The sequence below is a fragment of the Streptomyces tanashiensis genome (assembly GCF_014648895.1).
GTDB lineage: Bacteria > Actinomycetota > Actinomycetes > Streptomycetales > Streptomycetaceae > Streptomyces > Streptomyces tanashiensis.
The window spans coordinates 88,384-106,648 of record NZ_BMRZ01000021.1 but is presented as its reverse complement, the minus strand read 5'-3'; the positions used below and the strand labels follow the sequence as shown (position 1 = coordinate 106,648).

The 18,265-nt window shown below is 73.7% G+C and carries 11 protein-coding genes; 2 read left to right on the top strand and 9 right to left on the bottom strand.

Annotated elements, in window-relative coordinates; all coding sequences use genetic code 11:
• The 9 genes from IE237_RS36560 to IE237_RS36520 form a co-directional block, all read right to left on the bottom strand.
• Complete coding sequence (locus IE237_RS36560; protein WP_189806492.1) at positions 1-1,107, bottom strand: metalloprotease; 1,107 nt, start codon at positions 1,105-1,107, stop codon at positions 1-3.
• Complete coding sequence (locus tag IE237_RS36555) at positions 1,104-2,264, bottom strand: lantibiotic dehydratase C-terminal domain-containing protein (protein ID WP_189806491.1); 1,161 nt, start codon at positions 2,262-2,264, stop codon at positions 1,104-1,106. The genes IE237_RS36560 and IE237_RS36555 overlap by 4 nt, the downstream gene beginning before the upstream one ends.
• Positions 2,252-5,074 carry a lantibiotic dehydratase gene (locus tag IE237_RS36550; protein WP_189806490.1) on the bottom strand — a complete coding sequence of 941 codons (2,823 nt, stop codon included), beginning with the start codon at positions 5,072-5,074 and terminating at the stop codon, positions 2,252-2,254. The genes IE237_RS36555 and IE237_RS36550 overlap by 13 nt, the downstream gene beginning before the upstream one ends.
• A gap of 11 nt (positions 5,075-5,085) precedes the next feature.
• Positions 5,086-6,723 carry a nitroreductase family protein gene (locus tag IE237_RS36545; RefSeq protein WP_189806489.1) on the bottom strand — a complete coding sequence of 546 codons (1,638 nt, stop codon included), beginning with the start codon at positions 6,721-6,723 and terminating at the stop codon, positions 5,086-5,088.
• A gap of 41 nt (positions 6,724-6,764) precedes the next feature.
• Entirely contained in the window at positions 6,765-8,780 is a 2,016-nt protein-coding gene (locus IE237_RS36540; protein WP_189806488.1) for a TOMM precursor leader peptide-binding protein, read from the bottom strand.
• Positions 8,777-11,023 carry a TOMM precursor leader peptide-binding protein gene (locus IE237_RS36535; RefSeq protein ID WP_189806487.1) on the bottom strand — a complete coding sequence of 749 codons (2,247 nt, stop codon included), beginning with the start codon at positions 11,021-11,023 and terminating at the stop codon, positions 8,777-8,779. Before IE237_RS36535 ends, IE237_RS36540 begins: the two co-directional genes overlap by 4 nt.
• Positions 11,024-11,234: 211 nt before the next feature.
• Positions 11,235-13,175, bottom strand: coding sequence for an AfsR/SARP family transcriptional regulator (locus tag IE237_RS36530; protein ID WP_189806486.1), 1,941 nt, complete (start codon positions 13,173-13,175; stop codon positions 11,235-11,237).
• An 809-nt stretch (positions 13,176-13,984) separates the two neighbouring features.
• The gene (locus IE237_RS36525) at positions 13,985-14,461 is read right to left on the bottom strand and encodes a MarR family winged helix-turn-helix transcriptional regulator (RefSeq protein WP_189806485.1); all 477 of its coding nucleotides are present in this window, start codon (positions 14,459-14,461) and stop codon (positions 13,985-13,987) included.
• A gap of 100 nt (positions 14,462-14,561) precedes the next feature.
• Positions 14,562-15,434, bottom strand: a complete 873-nt coding sequence (locus IE237_RS36520; RefSeq protein WP_189806484.1) for a class I SAM-dependent methyltransferase — start codon at positions 15,432-15,434, stop codon at positions 14,562-14,564.
• Positions 15,435-15,758: 324 nt separating this feature from the next.
• Between IE237_RS36520 and IE237_RS36515 the strand changes: the two genes are divergently transcribed.
• The gene (locus tag IE237_RS36515; RefSeq protein ID WP_229843899.1) at positions 15,759-16,352 is read left to right on the top strand and encodes a TetR/AcrR family transcriptional regulator; all 594 of its coding nucleotides are present in this window, start codon (positions 15,759-15,761) and stop codon (positions 16,350-16,352) included.
• The gene (locus IE237_RS36510) at positions 16,349-18,175 is read left to right on the top strand and encodes an alpha/beta fold hydrolase (protein ID WP_189806483.1); all 1,827 of its coding nucleotides are present in this window, start codon (positions 16,349-16,351) and stop codon (positions 18,173-18,175) included. The genes IE237_RS36515 and IE237_RS36510 overlap by 4 nt, the downstream gene beginning before the upstream one ends.
• The last annotated feature ends 90 nt before the right edge of the window (positions 18,176-18,265 follow it).

The following is an 18,265-nucleotide window of genomic DNA, read 5'->3' as shown; positions in this document are numbered from 1 at the left end:
TCAGCCGAGCAGGTGGAGCACGAACGTGATCGTGGCCGCCGCGGAGAGCAGGACCACGGCGGTGGAGCCGAGCGCGTACGCCGTGTAGATCCGCCGGGCTCGCGCCGAGTAGCCGGCCAGGGCCTCGGCCCCTTCTGCGCCGCGGCGGCGCAACGCCAGATAGGCACGGGTCTCGGGGGCGAGGTGATCGGCTCCGAGGGCGTGTCCGAGCATCCGGTACCCGTCGAGCGGTGGCAGCGGTACGAGATTGCTCAGCGCCTGGATCGTGCCGAGCACCAGGAGTCCGGCGAGCGGGGGACGCTCCGGCGCCTCGGCGGGAAGCAGGAACCACCAGATGCCGAAGGGCAGCAGGAGCAGCATGTTGAGGTAGGCGCCGGCTCCGGCGATGACCAGCTTGGCCCTCCGACCCGGCAGAAAGAGGTAGTTGTCCACCGTGCAGTAGAGGAGGGCGGCGGGGAAGCGCCAGCGGAGGCCGATTTCGGCGACGTGCCCCCCGTAGTGCTGAGCGGCGACGCCGTGCGCCAGCTCGTGGAGCGTGATGCTCGCCCAGAGGAACAGTGCGACGCCCATCAGCGCGAACGGCTGCCGGACCAGTTCGGCGGTGCCGTCGAGCAGCGCACCCGTCCGCCATGCCAGCGCGCCGATGAGGAGTAAGACGGATGCCAGGAGCGGGAGTTGGATGGCCGGGTGGAGGAGGGGACGCAGGAGGCGGTGGAGTCGGGCGGTGGTCGCGTCGGCGTCCGCGACCATCGGACGGGTCCCGCGCCAGAGGGAGTTGGGGCGTTGAGGGGCGGGGGTCGGGGCGGCCGGATCGGGCGCGCCGTCGAGGAGGCCCCGGGTCCCGAGGAGGCCGAGGAGCCGGTTCCAGTGCTCCTCGCCGAGCCGGCGGCCGAACTGTTCCGCGTACACGGGTGCGAGGTCTTCCAGGTTCCGCGTGCCGTCGAGGCGCGATATGAGGAAGTGCTCCTTGATCCCCACCTCGAACGCGGCCCCGGTCACGGGGTGTTTGACGAGGTGCACGGTCCGGGGACCGCGCAGCAGAGGCGGGCTGAGGAGCACTCCCGGCCGGAGGGTGGGGCGATAGGCCCGCGCTGCGGCGGCGGTCATGCGTCCGCCGCCGCGACGTGCGGGTCTCTGAGGACCTGGCCGAGGACGAAGGAGAGGTAGGCCTCGTCGCGGATCGTCACATGCAGCCGGTTGTTGGTCATGTGCATGTACGGGGAGAGGAGCCGGGGGAGGACCGACGGCAGATGGGTCAGCGGCGCTGTGGGGACGGCGTCCGCCGGTTCCGCGCGGATCTGCCCGGTGTCCTCACGGGCGGGCCCCTCCCGGAGCGGGAACAGGAGCTCGCCCCGCCCCGTCAACTCCTCGATACGATTCCTCAGTTCCAGGCAGTGCTCGGCCCAGCCCCGCAGGAAGGAGGGGAGCCGCTCCAGCTCGCCGCTCGCGATCGCGGCCCGGACGGCGGCGAACCGGCGGCCCAGGGCGGGCGCCATCTCGGCGTAGTTCCGCTCGTACTCCTTCGAGCCGATGAACCCGGTCCCGGGAAAGGCCCGGTGCCAGAACTCGTAGTAGCCGTCCAGGTAGTCGGCGAGCCGGTCCTCCTCCGGCAGGAAGCAGCTCGCCATCACCATCATCAGCTGCGCGGACGTGCCGAGGAGCACGGTGCGGAGGTGGAGGTTCATGGTGCGGAAGGCGTCGACGACCAGCTCGCTGGAGTGGCGGAAGTGCCACTCGGCGAGCTCGACACCGGCCGGGCCGCCGTACTTGGCGTACTCGGGGGCGTACGGCTCCTCGCTGAAGCTGTTGTTCGGTCGCAGCCTCATCCGGCCGTCGTCGCCCATGTACCGCCCCCGGTCCTCCCCGGGGAACTCAATGTCGAACAGCGCGTTGTAGAAGTCCTTGAGGAAGCCGGAGTCGACCTCGTACAGCGCGGGACGGCTCCTGAGGAAGGCGGTGAGCGCCTCCTCGGCCCGGCGTCTCACCTCGGGAGCCGCGGCCGGGCTCGCGGGGCGCAGGCGGAGCCGCACATGCGGGCCCTCCAGCCAGTAGTTGATGAAGAAGTGACCCGCGAGCAGCCCCTCCTCGGCGAGCCGGGCGACGAGCGGCCGGACGCAGTCCACCAGCATCGGCCGCGGGCTGGCGGCGTAGAAGACGTGCAGGGCGATCCACGCTCCCGGTTCCTGGGCCGGGAGACCGGGAGCGCCCGGGCCGGGCGCGACGTGGGGCGCGGGGACGGGGTGCGGGGAGATCAGTTCGGGCATGTCGGGCCGTCCTCGGTGCGGTGGCGGGAAGTGAAGGTCTCCACGGCCAGTTCGGCCACGTGCCGGCCCTGGGGAGAGGTCAGGTGCAGCGCGTCCTCGGCCGGGAGCATCTCGCGCAGCGCCACCCCGGTGCCCGGCTCCCGGTCCACCAGGGCGTCGAACGAGGTCAGCGACAGCGGACTCGCGAAGTCCACGTACACGGGCTTGGCGCCCAGAGCCCTGCGGCCCTCGCGCAGCACCGTGGCGAAGACCTGGTCGGGCAGGCCGTGCCGGTGCTGCCAGCGCCGCCACTCCAGGTACCACGACGCCTCGTCCGTGCCGGGGCGGCGGACCGGCAGCACGGCGGCGTCGGCCGTCCAGCTGCGACGGCTCAGCACGATGTCGCCGTGGACCACCCGCGGCCTGCGCGTGACACCGTCGACGGCCGGCCCCTCGGGAACACCGCCCCAGACATCGGTCGGCGTCATGGAGCTCGGCGAGAGCAGCAGCAGGGTACGGGGGATCTCCGGCAGGGCCACCGGCACGAGGTACCCGAGATAGACCGGGACCACCTCACGGCCGAGCCGGCGCGAGCGCAGCACGAGACGGTCGGTCTGCTCGTCGTGCTCCAACGACAGGTCGCTCAGGTCGAGTCGGGCATCCTCCGGAACCGTGGACGTCTCGCCGGGGCACACGATCTGGTAGTCCGTCAGCCTGCCGTGCAGATTGAGGTTGCTGGTGACGGGACCACCGGTCAGCTCGGCGAACACGGCCCCCCGAGGCCGGTGGTCGCGCAGCTCGGCGCGCAGCCGCTCCGAGAGTCCGGCCCCGCCGGGCGGTACGGACCCCGGCATCCCGTCGTAGGCGTGGGTGAAGCGGCTGAAGGGGAAGGCGAGTCCGCCGTACGAGCGGTTGAGGACCACGCGGGGGCCCGCCTCGCTGTCCGGGGAGGGAAGGGCCACCTGGAGGTGATGGCTCTGCGGGACGAAATCGCCGACCAGCGGCTCCAGTTCAGCCGACACGGCGGCGAGCAGAGAGGCCGGAAGCCGTAGTTCGTCGTCCGTTCCGTTCGGCTCCCATGACTCCCACGACTCCCGCATTCCCATGACGAAGCGGCGCCGGGCGCCGTCCAGGGCGCGCAGCGCTGGCTGGCCGAGCCAGTTCTCCTCGGGGACGTACTCCCCGTTCGCGTCGAACGTCGTGCGCTTCGCGGCGAAGGAGACGTACTGGTCGAAGAAGTCCTCGTGGAAGTCGTGCACGAGGCCGAGCAGGTCGTCGCAGCGGCCGCCGCGCCCGAAGCGGGCCAGGAAGAAGCCGTGCAGCGTGATGCGGTGGGGCAGCGTGAGGTCGAACATCGGCAGGACGCCCTCGACCGCCCTCAGGGCCTGCCCCGTCGCACCCGTCAGAAGGCCCGTTCCGCAGGTCAGGTCGGAGCCCGCGCTGACGTCCTCGTAGAGAAGCGTGCGCGGCAGCGTGGGCTCCGCCGCTCCAAGATCCCGCTGGACGTCGAGGAGTTGCTCGCGGAGAGTCCGCAGGAGCGCGCGCCGTTCGGCGAGACCGGCGGCGGGGTACGCGGCCAGGCATGCGGTCGGGCCGTCCAGGGCGCCGGCCACCGCATCGGCCCATGGGGCCGCCAGGTCGCGCAGGGCGAGCTGGAACGAACGCAGCGGGTCGGGGCTGTGCACATCGGTGCGCAGGCACGGCACTTGGACGATACCGAGCTGGAGGAGCGCGGCGGCGTACCGCTCGCACTCGCCGGGGTCGGCACCGTGCTCGGTCCTGAGCCACTCGACCAGGTCGCGGTGGCGCAGCCCCGCACGCTCGTCGAGGAACGCGAGCAGACGCTCCAGGGTGCCGCTGCCCCGGAGGTAGAACAGCCGGTCGCGGACGGAGTCGAACGTGACGGACGCGTCGTCGTCGCCGCTCGTCACCCACTGCCGTACGTAGCGGATCCGGTCCTCGTCACGGCCCCATCCCGGGGACAGCGCGACGGGGAGGTCCTGGCGGCGCACGGGGTCGGCCAGGATCAGCTCGGCGAGCCGCCCCAGCGCGACCACGTTGAGCCGTACGTGACCTGTCCAGGCCTCCGGCCCGTCGACGCGCAGGTCGGCGCCCTCGCCGGCCCCGGCCTCGAAGACCCCGGTCGCGACCGGCGTGAGCGTGCTGAACGGGCTGGTCTTGCACGCCGTGCGGTAGAGGTACGCGAGCGCCGACCGTTCGATCTTGCGCATCCGCTTGCCCGGGTCGGCGCGGGTGTCGCCGAGGTAGGCGTCGAGCCGGCTGTCGAGCACCGGTGACGCCAGGAGCAGCCCCCGGCGCAGCGGCTCGCGAGAGAGCGCGGTCCGCAACTCGCCGCGTGCGGTGCGCAGTTCCTCCGCGAGGAGGGCCGGGCCCGCGCCGAGGAGTTCGCCGTACGCGAGGCGCTCGTCCAGCCAGGCGGAGACCCGCGCGCCGGCCGGCTCGTCGAGCCCGGCCACGAGCCGCTCGGCCGCGCCGGGGTCGGCGGGCAGTCGGTTGTTGAAGATCTGGCGGCGCAGGGCGAGGAGCGCCCGCCGGGCCTCGTCGCCGTCGGCGTCGGCCGCCTCGACCAGGGCATGGAGCTCCTCGCTCAGGGCGGCGGCGTCGTGGGCGAGACGCTCCTCGCGGGCGAGGACCTCGTCGGCCCAGGCGTGGGTCCGAGGGCAGCGCAGCCCGTGCACGGTCTCCACGGGCAGGCCGGCGGCGCGGAGCAGGAAGCGCCGGCCCACCTCCCATGTGACCGAAGAGGGGAGCGGGATGCCGGTGCTCGCATCGGCTCTGGTGCCGGTCCCGGAACTGGTCAGCGGTGTCATCGCGGGCCCCCTCAGGCGATCTCGTGACGGAAGTCGGCGGGGCCCGGTCGTTCGTTGCCGAGCGGCATGATCAGCAGGGGCGCCTCGGCGGTGCCCTCCAGGCCGAGCCTCTCGACGAACGACACGTTGTCGAAGCCCAGTGCCACCCCCGCGCCGAGCGACAGGGCGGACGCCGCCAGATAGAACGTCTGCGCCACGGCGCCCGCCGTGCCGACGGCGAGCCGGTAGCCGCGGTCCCCGACCGCGTCCAGGACGGCCGTCGTCCGCACCGTCGGCACGAGGACGACGCCGGCCTGCTCCAGGTTGTAGTTGGCCAGGAAGTAGTTCTCCTGGAGGAACGCTCCCTGCGGGCCGGGGACGACGAGCGCGAGATCACCCGCGTCGGGGTCGTAGACGTACGCGCCGGGGGCGATGTCCTGGACGTGGTTGACGAAGGCGTAGAGACGGACCTGCTGGAGCGTGCCGTCCGGATCGGCCTCCCCGCCGAGGGAGGTCGCCGCGCAGGCCGCGAGTACGGACGACAGCTGGCCGGGCGTGACGGGGTCGGCCGCGTCGAAGCGCCCGAAACTGCTGCGCCGGCTCCGCAGGACGCGGCGCACCGGCACCTCGGGGAAGGCGGGCGCGGGCAGAGGGACCCGGGTGCCGCCCGCGGGGACGGGACGGGCGGCCGCCGGGGCGAGCGCTCCGGGCGCGGGCCGTTCGGCGGCGCCCGCCACGGTCGTCGCGTGCATCGCGAGCACCGTGGGGAACGCGATGACGGTACGGGAGCGCTCGACATCCCGGTGCCGCACCGCCGGGTCGGGGCCGTCGGCCACCGCCGTACGCGGCACGGTGCCGTCGCCGTCCCAGCGCAGGGGCACGACGGCGAAGACACCCTCCTCCTCGCCGACCGTGCCGAGCAGCCCGTTCAGCCGGGGCTCGTCGAACCACAGGACGGGCGCGGTCCGCAGCCCGTGGGCGGCGGCCCAGATGCGCCAGGTCTGCACGAGCGTCCCGACATCCGTGCAGACCACGTGGTAGCCGAAGCTGTTGTACTTGAAGGCCGTCTGCCAGTACTTCACACCGAGGATCAGGTACTGGTCGGTCTCCAGGGCCTCGGCGGGGGCGTCCTGCCCCAGCGCCTCGCGCACCCGGGCCGTCACGTCCCCCGTCAACAGCCGCTGTACGGCGTGCCGCTGGACGTCGTAGTAGTGGATGCCGGGCGTGAGCGGGCCCGAAGGACCCGAGGCCCAGTAGACGCCGACCGGGTAGAGACCGCCGCCGCCCGCCGTGCCGCGGGACCAGTTGGCGTGGGTGTAGAAGGGCAGCCCGGACAGGTCGCTGTTGGCCTGGATGCCGAGACGGCGGCCGGTCAGCCCGTACGAGTCCTTGAGCATCGCGGACAGCAGGGGGAGGGTGAAACCGCCGGGCACCCCTGTCGGACCGGCCGGATCCGCGGCCGAGGGCCCGCCGCCGGGCCGGGGGAGAAGGCCGGCCCACGCGGGCGCGTCGGCCAGGTCGTCCCCGTCGGGCAGGGTGTAGGACTCCACGCCCGGATAGAACTTCCCCCGGCGCGGCCCGTCGGGCCAGTCGGGGACGAAGTCGGCGGGTTCCATCGGAACGCGGCCGCGGTGCAGGACGGCATCGGCGTACTCATGGGCGTACCCCATGGGGTCGGCCTCCTTTCGGACGGTATGCGGGACGGGCGCCGCTACGGGAAGGGATGGGGTGCGGGGTGGAGCCCGGCGGCGCCCAGGGCCGCGCGCATCCGGGGCATGTGGCGGGCCCGCTGCCGGGACCAGCCGAAGTCGATGGGCAGGAGTCCGGGCACCAGGACCTTGACGGTGTGCAGACCGAGCGCGCGCTGTTCCGGCAGGGTCTGGTCGACCACCACCACGTCGAAGCCGGCGGCGGTCACCGCGCCCACGGCGCGCAGCAGGTCCTCGCGCAGGTCCGTGCCGACGGTGGCACCGTCGGCGTCCGGCCACGCGAGGTCGGCGACCGCGAGGGGAGGCAGGCCGTCCGGCCGGCGCAGCAGGAAGTCGGCGTGCCGGCCCATCTCCGGGACGCCGTAGACCAGCGGATGGTCGTGGAGCGTGGTGACCCGGTCGAAGTCGGCGGCCATCGCCCGCAGCCGCGCCTCGTCGCGCCGGGTCCGGCCGACGAGGTTGACGGAGTCGGTGGCGATCTCGCAGAGCGCCGAGTCCAGGGCGGACTCGGGGTCGAGTCCCGCGCCCGCGCCGAAGCACATGCGGCCCACGCCCCCGTCGAACCGCTCGGCGCACGCGGTGACCACCGGGACCGGGAGGTCGGCGCGGGTGTCGAAGAAACGCGCCCGGTAGCCGTACATGGCCAGCCGGTCGACCATGTGCCGGGTGCTCGCCCGGGCGCTGGTCGACGGGTCGATCTCACGCAGCGGCACCTGCCCGTACCAGGCGCGCAGGAAGGCGTCCCGCTCGATGACCTCCATCAGGCCGAAGTAGACGGCCTCCTCCTTGCTGCCGCCGGACGCGCACCCGTTGGAGCTCTCCTGCACGAACCGGTTCTCCAGGCCCGGGGCGTGGTAGTACGCCAGGATCTCCGGCACCGCGCGCGGCGCCGCGTCGCGCAGCGACCAGCCCCACACCCAGGGGATCTCCCGGTCCGGCGCGAAGGGCCGCACCCGGGGGTTGTCGCGGTGGAACGCGTCCGCGTACAGCCCGGTCTCGCGCGGGTCCACGGCGACCGGGCCGAGGTCGTCGAGGGACGCCCGGAGACGCGCCGTCCGGGTCCGGGCGCGCATCCCCGCGTAGCGCTCAAGGCCTTCGAGGACCCCGATGCGCTGGCTGTGCGCGTAGGTGTCTGCGTGGCCGCCCCAGAACGTCTCGCGCAGGTACTCCCCGGAGCGGGACGAGAAGCAGCCGACGGTGGCCGAGGTGGTGGTCGAGGCGACGTCGCAGACGACGGACGGGCCGATCGCGCCCCAGTGGGGGTTGGCGAACGCGTCCACGGGCAGCCGGTAGTCCTCGATCCGGCGGACCCGGAAGGCACTGGGCCGGTACTTGGGTGCCGGACGCAGCGTCAGCGTGGCGGCCTCGGCGGTGTCCTCCTCGGGCGTCCCGCAGCAGGGGCACTCCGGGTCGGGCACGAGCGGATGGTTCCGCACGGTCATGGTGTCGAGGTCGACGAGATGGACACGGGGGTACGGGCCGGGCGCCGGCTCCTGTTCCGCGAGCCCCGCGACCAGGGCGGCGACCGCGGTGGCGGCGAAGGGGACGGCGTACGGCCAGTCGCCCGCGGAGCGGGTCTCCGACCCGAGCTCGAGCCCCTCCCGCAGGGGCACGGAGCGGACTCCCTGCCAGCGGCGACGGAGACAGATCGCGCAGCCGGCGCGGTCCGCGCGCTCGGTGGCCCCGGGCGCCGCGGGCCACGGGCCGACGATGACCTGGCGCCCGTAGAGGTGCACGGGGACCGGGCGGCCGGCGGCTGCGGAGTCGTGCCGGGGGCCGCGCCCGTCGGCGGTGTCCGTGTACGCGTCCCGCACACCGAGAGCGGCGACCGTCACGGCCGGCACGGGGCCGACGGTATCGCCCGAGGCGGCCCCGATCTCGTCGAGCGCCGCGCGCAGGGCGACGGCGAACCGGGACGAGGACCCGGCGCGAGCGGGCGCGGCGGGAGCACCGGCGGCACCGGAGTGCGGCCGGGGCGCGGTGTCGGCCTCGGGCGAGGCCACGGCCTCGGCTCTCATCGGGGGTCCCGGGTGAGCAGGACACGTACGGTGTGGATGCCCGCCGTCGGCAGGTCGGTGGCGTGTGTCGGGACGACGAAGGCGTCCCGGCCCGTGACGGCGAGGCGTTCCAGGACGTGGGGCCACTCCACGGGGGCGCCGGGCGACCGCGCCGGCCCGCTCCCCTTGACCGGCACGAGGGAGGCGGCCAGGTCGCGCAGCAGCGGATCGCCCTCGTCGTCGGCCACCTCCTCCCCGGCGAGCTGGACCTCTCCCAGCAGGTCCCGGACCGCGTCGACGGCGGCCGACCTCAGGTCGAGGGCGGCGCCGACGGCCCAGCGGCAGGGGCCCGCGTCGCCGGGCGCCGTCCGCGCCAGGACGACCGACGCGCCGGAGTGCGCCCGCTCGCCGAGGTCGAGCAGCTCGACGGTGAGGCCGAGCAGCGCGGCCGACCGGAGCAGGAACGTCGTCTCGGGGTCCGTGCCGAAGACCTCGGGTGCGATCAGGGTCGTGTCACCCGAGCCGGTGACGGCCCGGCGCAGGGCGTCGTGGGCGAGCGCCGACAGCAGCCCCGCGGCCGCCGCCTCCGGGAGGTCCGACCCCGCCCCGGCTCCGGCCCGGGTCGGCTCGAAGCGGCGGTCGGCGTTGTCCGGGCCGAAGGGGCGCACGGCGCCGGTGGGCACCCGGACGACGTCCTTGGTGAGGAGCGAGGTGGCCGGGGTCCAGCGCGTCGCACCGCCGGAGCCGCCCGTGCCCGACGCGATGGTGAGGGTGTCGGCGGCCACCGAGGGCAGGGCGTCCAGCGGCTCCGTGAAGACACCGGGCGGGACCACGTGTTCGGCGTAGACCGCCGCCGCCGCGTTCAGCGCCCGCAGCCGGGCCCCGGCGGTGTGGTGCACGTCGAAGGCCGTGATCGTACGAGTGCCCCGCGCGCCCAGACCGAGGACGACCGAGCCCACCTTGAGGGGGGTCTGCGTCAGCGGTTCGTCGGCGTACGACGTGAAGACCCCCGTGAAGGGGCGGACGAGCGCCGAGCGCCGCTCCAGTTCGGCGAGCGGCCCCTGGGCGGCGTCGTCGTCGGGGGCGGTGGCGACCGTCGGCAGGAAGGCGGGACGCGCCGGCGCCGACGTCACGTCGACCGGCTCGGGCAGGCCCGAGGCGGACGAGCAGAACGGACAGCGCGGGTGGGCGAGCAGCGGCTCCGACGCGACGTCGAGGCTGGCCATGGACTGGACGAGCACCCGGTCCCGGGTCTCGGCCGACAGAGCCCCGGTGACCAGCCGGAACACCTCGTACCCGAGCAGGTTCCCGAGCATCGCGGCGAGCGGCCCGGCGGGCCGGGGCCCGGGCGTCCCGGTGCCGAGGGCGAGACCGCTCCACAGCTCGGCGGCGTCCGACGCGGCGGTACCACCGGCCGCGCCGAGCCGGAGCGCGGCGCAGGACCAGCAGGACGACGAGTCCGCGGTCGTCACCGGGCCGACGACGGCCGAGCCGCCGAACGTCCAGGCGGGCAGCAGCGTGCGACCCCGAGGCACGCCCTCCCGCAGCAGCGGCAGCACAAGGCCCGGGACGTCGGACCCGGCGGCGGCCACCACCACGTCGTACCCCTCGTACGCGGACCAGGCTTCCCGGCCGCGGACCGTGTCCCGCCCCGGCAGCAGCGGCAGTTCGACGGGGCACCCTTCCTCGGCGAGGACGGCGGCCTCCGCGCGGACGGCCGCGAACTCCTCCGGCGTCACACCGGCGGTGCCCTCGGCGAGCGAGCGGTCGACGCCGACGGTGGCGCAGCCGTTCCGGATCAGGGAGAGCACGCACCAGCGGGCCACCGGACCGTCGCCGACGACCGCGACCCGGGTTTCCCGGAAGCGCGCGAAGCGGCTCGCGGCGGCGTCGGCGTAGTGGTCGATGTACGCGATCTGCCGGGCGAAGCGGGCCGCGGCCTCCGGAGAGGGCGCGGGCTCGGCGGCCGTCTCGTCCGGCGCCGGCACGGGGCGGGCGAAGCCCCGCCCGTAGAGCGCCTGCACCAGTTCGCCCACCATCGCCTTCTGCGCGTCGCCGAACCCCGCGCAGATCTCCTCGACGGCTCGGCTGCCGTCCAGGTACGGCATGAGGAGCGTGGCGAAGCGATAGCCGGACTTCGCGGTGAGCTGGAAACCGCCGTCGGCGTTGTGGAAGATCACGCCGTTGGGGGTCTGGGTGAACAGGACATCTCGACGGACTCGGGGCCGGGTTCCGGCGATCTCCGCGTACGACGTAAGGGTCATGCGTGCGTCACACCTCTCGTTACGGGGCGGCGAGACGGAGCCCGGGGTGGTGGGCCGACTGCTCTGCTCGGGATGCTGCGGGGCGTGCGGGGCGTGCGGGGTGGGCTCGGGTGCGTGGGGCCTGCGGGGTGTACGGGTGGGCTCGGGTGCGTGGGGCCTGTGGGCCGTGTCCGGCGTGCTGGGTTCGGCGAACGGGGGCGGGGCCCCGTCGTCACCTCAGGGCGGCCGGCCTGGTCCCGTCCAGCTGCGGGAACTCCCCGTGCCGGGGCGGGCGCAGCAGCGCGGGGGCATGGCCGGCGGAGGAACCCGCCGCACGGCGGGCGTGCGCCCGCAGCAGATCGTGCGTCCAGAAGGCGCCGGGCTGCCCCTCCTCCAGGAGGCCGGCGTCGAGAAGGTGCTCGATCACCTGCTCCGCCGTGTCCTCCGGAAGGCCGAGGAGGCCGGCTGCCCTGGCGGTGGTGAGCGGGTCGTGGGGCGAAGAGGCGAGGCGCAGATGTGCCTCGGCGAGCGCGGGAGGGAGCCGCCGCAGAGCCTCGTCGAGCCGCTGCGGCACCGACATGCGGGGGTCGTCGGCGAGGCTGAGCCGGCCGACGGGGTCGTGCCGGAGCCATTCGGCGTAGTCGGCGAGGCGCAGCCGGGGCCGGGTGAGCAGCCGGGCGGCGGCGATGCGGAGGGCGAGCGGATGGTGGCCGCAGGCGTGCGCGAGGGGGAGCGCCGCGGTGGGCTCGGCGGCCATCCGCTCCCGGCCGAGGACGGCGGTGAGCAGCGCTTGCGACTGCTCCGGGCCGAGGGCTCCGAGCCGGTGCACGGTGCCGCCGTGGGTGGCGACGAGCGCGGCGAGCCCCATCCTGCTGGTGACGATGGCCGCGCCGCGGGCGTACGCGGTCAGCAGCGGGCGGACCTGATCGGGGTGCACGACGTCGTCCAGGACGAGGAGGACACGGCCCCGGCCCGCTCCGGGCCCGGCGTGCAGCACGTGACGGAGCTCGTCGGCGGCCTCCTCGGCCGGGCGGGGACTGCCGTCCGGCCGGGTCAGCGACACCAGGAGGCAACCGTCCGGGAAGTGACCGTTCACCAGGTGGGCGACGTGCAGCGCGAGGGCGGTCTTGCCGATGCCGGGCGCTCCGGAGAGGACGGCGAGCGGAGCCCGCTCGGAGCCGCCGCCGGGTCTCTCGTTCGTCAGCAGCCGTACCAGGGAGTCGACTTCGTGCTCCCGTCCGGTGAAACCGGGGACGGAGGGAAGGGGCGGGGGTGGGGGTGGGACTGGGCCGGCGAGGGCATTCCGCTCCGCGGAAGCCGAAGAGTCCGGGGAGTCCGGGGAGTCCGGAGAGTCCGGAGAAGTCTGGCGGTCCTGGGCGGCAGGGGTCGCGGTCTGTTCCGTCGGTGCGTCCGGTCTTCGCGCCGCCTCGACGCGGCCGAGGTCCTCACCCCGCAGGATCGCCATTTCCAGACGCTGGAGTTCGGCCCGCGGATCGACGCCGAGCCGCTCGCGCAGATGGCCCTTGACCCTGCGGTACTCCGCGAGCGCCTCGGTCTGCCGCCCCGTCCGGTACAGGGCCTCGATCAGCTGCTCGGCGAACCGCTCATGGGCCGGGTATACGCGCGTAACCTCCCAAAGATCAACGAGTGCTTCGCGACATCGGCCGTGCTCCAGTTCGATGTCGCAGACCCGTTCCAGCACCCTCAGCCGCTCCTCCGCGAGACGGGGCACCTCGTCCCGGTGCAGCAGGTCGGAGGGGACGTTGGAGAGCAGGCCCCCCTGCCACAGGGCGAGCGCGCTGCGCAGCGTGTACAGCTCGGAGTCGTTCCCGGACGACGCGGCCTGCTCGACGAGCCGGCGGAAATGGAGCAGGTCGAGCGTGTCGGCGTCGGCATCGATGCGGTAGCCGCCGGCCACCGCGACGACGGCCTGGTGCTCGATGCCGTACTTGGCGAACAGCCGCCGCAGGCGCAGGACGCAGCTCTGCAGGGCGGTCTTGGCCGTCGTGGGGTGCTCCTCGCCCCAGACGATGTCGCGCAGGCGGTCGGCGGAGACCACGGAACCCGGCCGGACGAGCAGCGCGGCGAGCAGCGCCGTCGGTTTGGAGGGCGGGAGCATCACGACGTCCCGCCCGTCGGTGACGCTCAGGGGCCCGAGTAATTGGAATCGCACCGTCGTGTTCGCCTTCCTCGTCCGCTGGGTGCCAGGTGAGTCCCTACCGGTGGCCGGAGTCGTACGGCCTGGGGAGGGAGGTGGGGGGCCGGGCGGGTGCAGCGGGCATGACGAACCACCGGGGAAGGCAGAGGGAGGCACGGGGGGAAGTGTGGTGCGCTGGGCTGCTGCGGCCGCCGAAGCGGCCTGGGGGAGCAAGAGCGTGGGTGACCCCGGTCGGCGTCAGGGTCGGCGGGTCAGGAGGAAGGTACAGCGGCGGTGCCGGGGAGGGGACGGGGCGTGAGCCCTTCCGGACATCCGCCGGTGCGTGGTTGACGGTGCGGTGCGGAGCGTGCAGTGGTGCGGGGAGAGGGTGGCCAGGATGCGTGGTGATGAGGTCATGACACTCTCTGCCCGCTATCCGGACGACCGTCCGGAACGAGCCGCCGCCCTCGGGAGATCGTCGATGGGGTACGCCAGAGGCAAAGAATGGCCGCTTTCCGACCGGCTGATATCGGCCCCGGTGGCCATGAACGGTGGTGTACCCGAGGGTTCCGGGGGTCGAGGCCTCACGGCCCCCGCGAGGCGGCTCACCCCGCGGCCCGTGACCAGCGTGAACGACAGATCTCGACGAAACGTCCCATACGCGAACAGGGGATGAGCCGGGCCCGTCACCGCCGGAGGCCCCCGGAAGGCCACCGACCGCGGGGTAGGTCTGGTGACTTCAGGCCAACGGCACGAGCATGCCCGGAATCGCGGGCGTAGGGGTTCACGGTGGGGCTGGTGTGGTGCCGACGTAGCGGCGGGCGGCTGCGGGGTCCCGGCGGGGCCTATGCGCGCTGTGCCGGAACGTCCACGGCGTCGACGGCCTCGACCGCCGCGACCAGTGAGGTCAGCTCGGGGTTCTCGGCGGCCTCGTCCAGTGCCTGGCGGAGGGCGGCGTCATTGGTCGGCCGGGCCTCGGCGAGGAGCTTCCGGCCGGCCGCGGTGACGTCGGCGTAGATGCCGCGCCGGTCGGTCGGGCACAGGTACCGCGAGAGCAGGCCGCGGTCCTCCATGCGTGTGACCAGGCGCGTCGTGGCGCTCTGGCTCAACACGACCGCGTCGGCGACCTGCTTCATCTGGAGGTGTCCGCCTTCCCCGTCGTGCTGTCGGCTGAGCACGTCGAGCAGGGAGTACTCCCGCACGCTCAGGTCGTGCCCCGACTGCAGGGCGCGCTCGATGTGCGACTCGATCCGGCCGTGCAGCAGGGAGAGCGCGCCCCAGCCGCTGGCGAGTGCGGTGAGTGCGGGGTCCGTGGCGGTCATGGGGTCCGGTCTCCTTCCGGTGGCGTCTTACCCCAGGATACGTCAGCAAGGCAAAAATCGGCGAGAGCCGATATGGGGCGACTGCAAGTATGTGGGGGCGTCAGTGTGGAGCCGCCCCCGGAGCCGTCGGATTGCGGCCCCAGACGGTGAGCATCCCGGCGGACAGTGCCGCGCACGCGTCCGAGTCCAGGTAGCGGACCGCCGCGTCGATCCCGGCACCGTCGATCAGCCCGGTGGCCACCATCGACGCCCGGCTCCGCTCCCACGTGTCCGCCCAGAACCGGCTGATCGGGCTGCCGCGCAGCAGCGGCGGAGCGTACATCTCGGCGCCGACCCCCCTCAGGCCGGCCCCGCGCAGCAGTTGCGGATACGACGGCACCCAGGAGACGTCCGTGCCGATGGAACTGCGCAACCCCTGCCACATCGCGCGCATCGCCGCGGCGTACGGCGTGTCCGCCGCCGCCCCGCCGTCCGAGGCCGAGTGCTCTGCGCCCGTACGGTCGCTGGTCAGGTCGACCGCGTCGCTGAGGACCAGCACCCCTCCCGGAGCGACCAGCCCGGCCAGCGCCGACACCATCCGCTCGGGCTCCGGCAGGTGCATCAGCACGAACCGCGCGTGGACCAGATCGAACCGGCCCGGCGCGAAGTCCGGCGCGGTGACGTCGGCCTCAAGGACGTCGAGCCCCGGTACGGGCCGTTCGGCGAGGAAGCGCACATCACGGTCGACGGCCAGCACGCCCGCCACCTCCGCCTCGCGCAACAGGCGCCGCGAGACCGTGCCCGTACCGGCGCCGATGTCCAGACAGTGCCATCCCGGCCCGACTCCGAGGGCGCGCAACCGTGTCAGGGTGAGGTCGTCGTACGCGAGCGCCCCGAGATCGATCCGCTCGGCCTCGCCGGCCTGCTCGGGCCGGAACTCGTCCCGGCCGTAGCGGCCCCGGCCTGCCGCGGCTCCGCCCGCGCCGGTACTCACTCCGCCACCCGGACGGACGCCTCGGGCGGGGATACGGGGTCGTCGAACGACATCGACGTCATGGGCCGAGCCCTTTCCGGGGAGTGCTGGGGCGGTGGCGGCGGTGCCGGTGGTGCGGAATCGGCGCGGGCCGTCCTCTCCATGCTCCGGGCCGTACGGGCGGGGCGCGCCGTGCCTGGGCCGTACGGGGCACGACGCGAGGGGTCCGGGCTCGCCCTCGGCCTCCGTCGTCCGCAGAACCTTCTGGTGCTCGCGCCCCCGATCGCAGACCTCTCTGCGATCGGGGGCTGGATAGAATATGTAGACCGGTCTATTCTTCGAGTCATGGTTGAAACCAAGGGAGCCAAGACCAGCCTGCGGCTGGCGGAGTCGATGCTGGAGCTGATCCAGCGGCACGGGTACAGCGGCACGGGGCTCAACATGGTGGTGGAGCACGCCGGCGCCCCGAAGGGGTCCCTCTACTTCCACTACCCCCAGGGGAAGCAGGCCCTCGGAGAGAAGGCCGTCGAACTCGCGGCGGAGCGATTCGGCTCCCTCGTGGCCGACGCGGCGCTGGAGCAGGCGACGCCGGGCGAGGTTCTGCGTCGTGTGATCGACGAACTGGCCGGGATGCTCGACGGCAGCGGGTTCCGACTGGGCTGCCCGGTCTCGGTGGTGACGCTGGAGATGGGGGCGGAGAGCGAACGGCTGCGAGAGGCCTGCACCCAGGCCTTCGAGTCGTGGATCGCGCCGGTGAGCGAGCTGCTGATCGCCCATGGCCGTCCTCGCCCCGTCGCGCGCGCCCTGGCGACCGCCATGGTCAGCATGGTGGAGGGAGCGGTGATCGTGTCGCGCGCCCAGCGGTCCACGGAGCCCCTGTACTGCGCCGCCCAGGCGATCGACGTGCTCCTGGCGCAGGGTGCGGAGGCCTCGGCATGAGCCCGGACGGCAGGCACGCCCTGGTGCTGGGCGCGAGCGGCTTCATCGGGCGCCATGTGGTGCTCGCGCTCGGGCAGGCGGGCGTTCGGGTGAGCGCGGCGAACCGGAGCGATGCGTCCCGTCAACGGCTGGCCCACTGGCTCGCGGGGCGCGGGCACGACCAGGTCCCGGCCGACCTCCGGGTCGATTTCGCCACGGATTCACTGATCGAGGGCGAGTGCGACGACATCACCGAGATCTACAACTGCGCCGGTGCCTACCGGTTCGGGATGTCGGCGGAGGAGGCGCGTCGTGCCAATGTCGACAGCGTCCGCGCGGTCGTCGCGTTCGCGGCGCGGCTGCCCGACCTGCGTCGGCTGGTTCAGGTCTCCGGGTACCGCGTGGGCGGGCACGACCCCGAGCCGTGGACCGAGGAGCGCCGACGCGAGGCCTATCGGACGCTGGGCGCCTACGAGGCGTCGAGGGTCGAGGCGGACGCCGTCTTCCAGGACCTGGCGACGCAGTCGGGCGTGCCCTGGTCCATCGTCAACCCGGCCAGCGTCATCGGGGACAGCATCACCGGCGAATCCGACCAGTACCTGGGACTCGCCTCCACCATGAAGGACCTCTGGCAGGGCTCGCTCGCCGCGTTGCCGGGCGACAGGCGCACGTTCGTCCCCGTGGTCGCGGCCGACCATCTCGCCCGGTTCATGACTCTGCTGCCGATGGACGCCGCCACCCGGAGCACCTCGTACTGGCTGCTGGACGACGACACTCCCGCACTGCATGATCTGCTCACGCTCGTGGCGGAGCACTACGGTGTCAGGGCACCCCGGGCGCGCGTGCCGGTGGCTCTGCTCAAGCGGCTTCCCCGCCGGCTCACCAAAGCCGATCCGGAGACGCTGACGTTCCTGTCCGCCGACCGCTACCCGACCGACTCGGCCCACGTCTTCGCCGCCCGGCACCGGCTGGCCGTGCCGGACACCGTCACGACGATCCACCGCTGGGCCGACCATCTGGCGGCCCACCGTTTCGGCGACGCCCCCTCCGGCGACCGGCGGTTCACCGAGCCGGGTGGGATCCGGACGTTCGAACTGGGCGAGCCGGGCGCACCCACGCTGGTACTGCCCGGTCTTCCGGTCAACGCCGACACCTGGGCACCGGTCGTCGCGGCGGTCGGGGACGCCCGGGCCGTCGACCTGCCGGGCCTGGGCATGAGCACCGGGCGTCACGACGACTGGCCTGCCTGGCTGACCGCCCTGGTGACCGAGACCGGTGCCCGTCACCTGGTGGGCCACTCCATCGGCGCCGCAGCCGCCGTCGAAGCCGCGACGGCCCACCCCCATGCGGTGGACCGGCTCACGCTCGTAGCGCCGTTCTTCCTCCAGGCGTCCGCGCCCCGGACGGCCAAGTCGCCACTCCTGACCCGCCCGTACTTGCGCCGTACGACTCCCACGGCTCTTTCCGCGCGGCTGACAGGCGGCACGAACCACGCGACCGCGCTCCGGTCGTCCGTCGCGGATCTCCGTCGCGGCAGCGTCGCCGCCACCACCGCCCGGCTCCTGGCCGCCGGCGGGAACGCGCGATGGCGCGCGGATCTGCGCGAGAAGCTGCGGTGCTACCCAGGGCACGTCCACATCGTCGTGGGCTCCCGCGATCCGCTCACCGCCGAAGGGGAGTCCCTGCTGAGCGTCCTCCCGGACGCCACCGTGACAGTCATCGACGGCGCGGGGCACCACCCCCAGTTGACACATCCGGAGGACGTCGCCGAAGCCATCCGTGACACCTCGCGGGGCCTGAGGGGAGAGAACGGCGTCAGCGCGGCACGCGGAGGCCTGCAGTGACGAGCCGTCAGGCGTCGCGTACATCCGGCTGACATGGGCGGGCATGCCCGCAGCAAGGCCTCACGACCTCGGCCCTGACTGAAAAGTCAG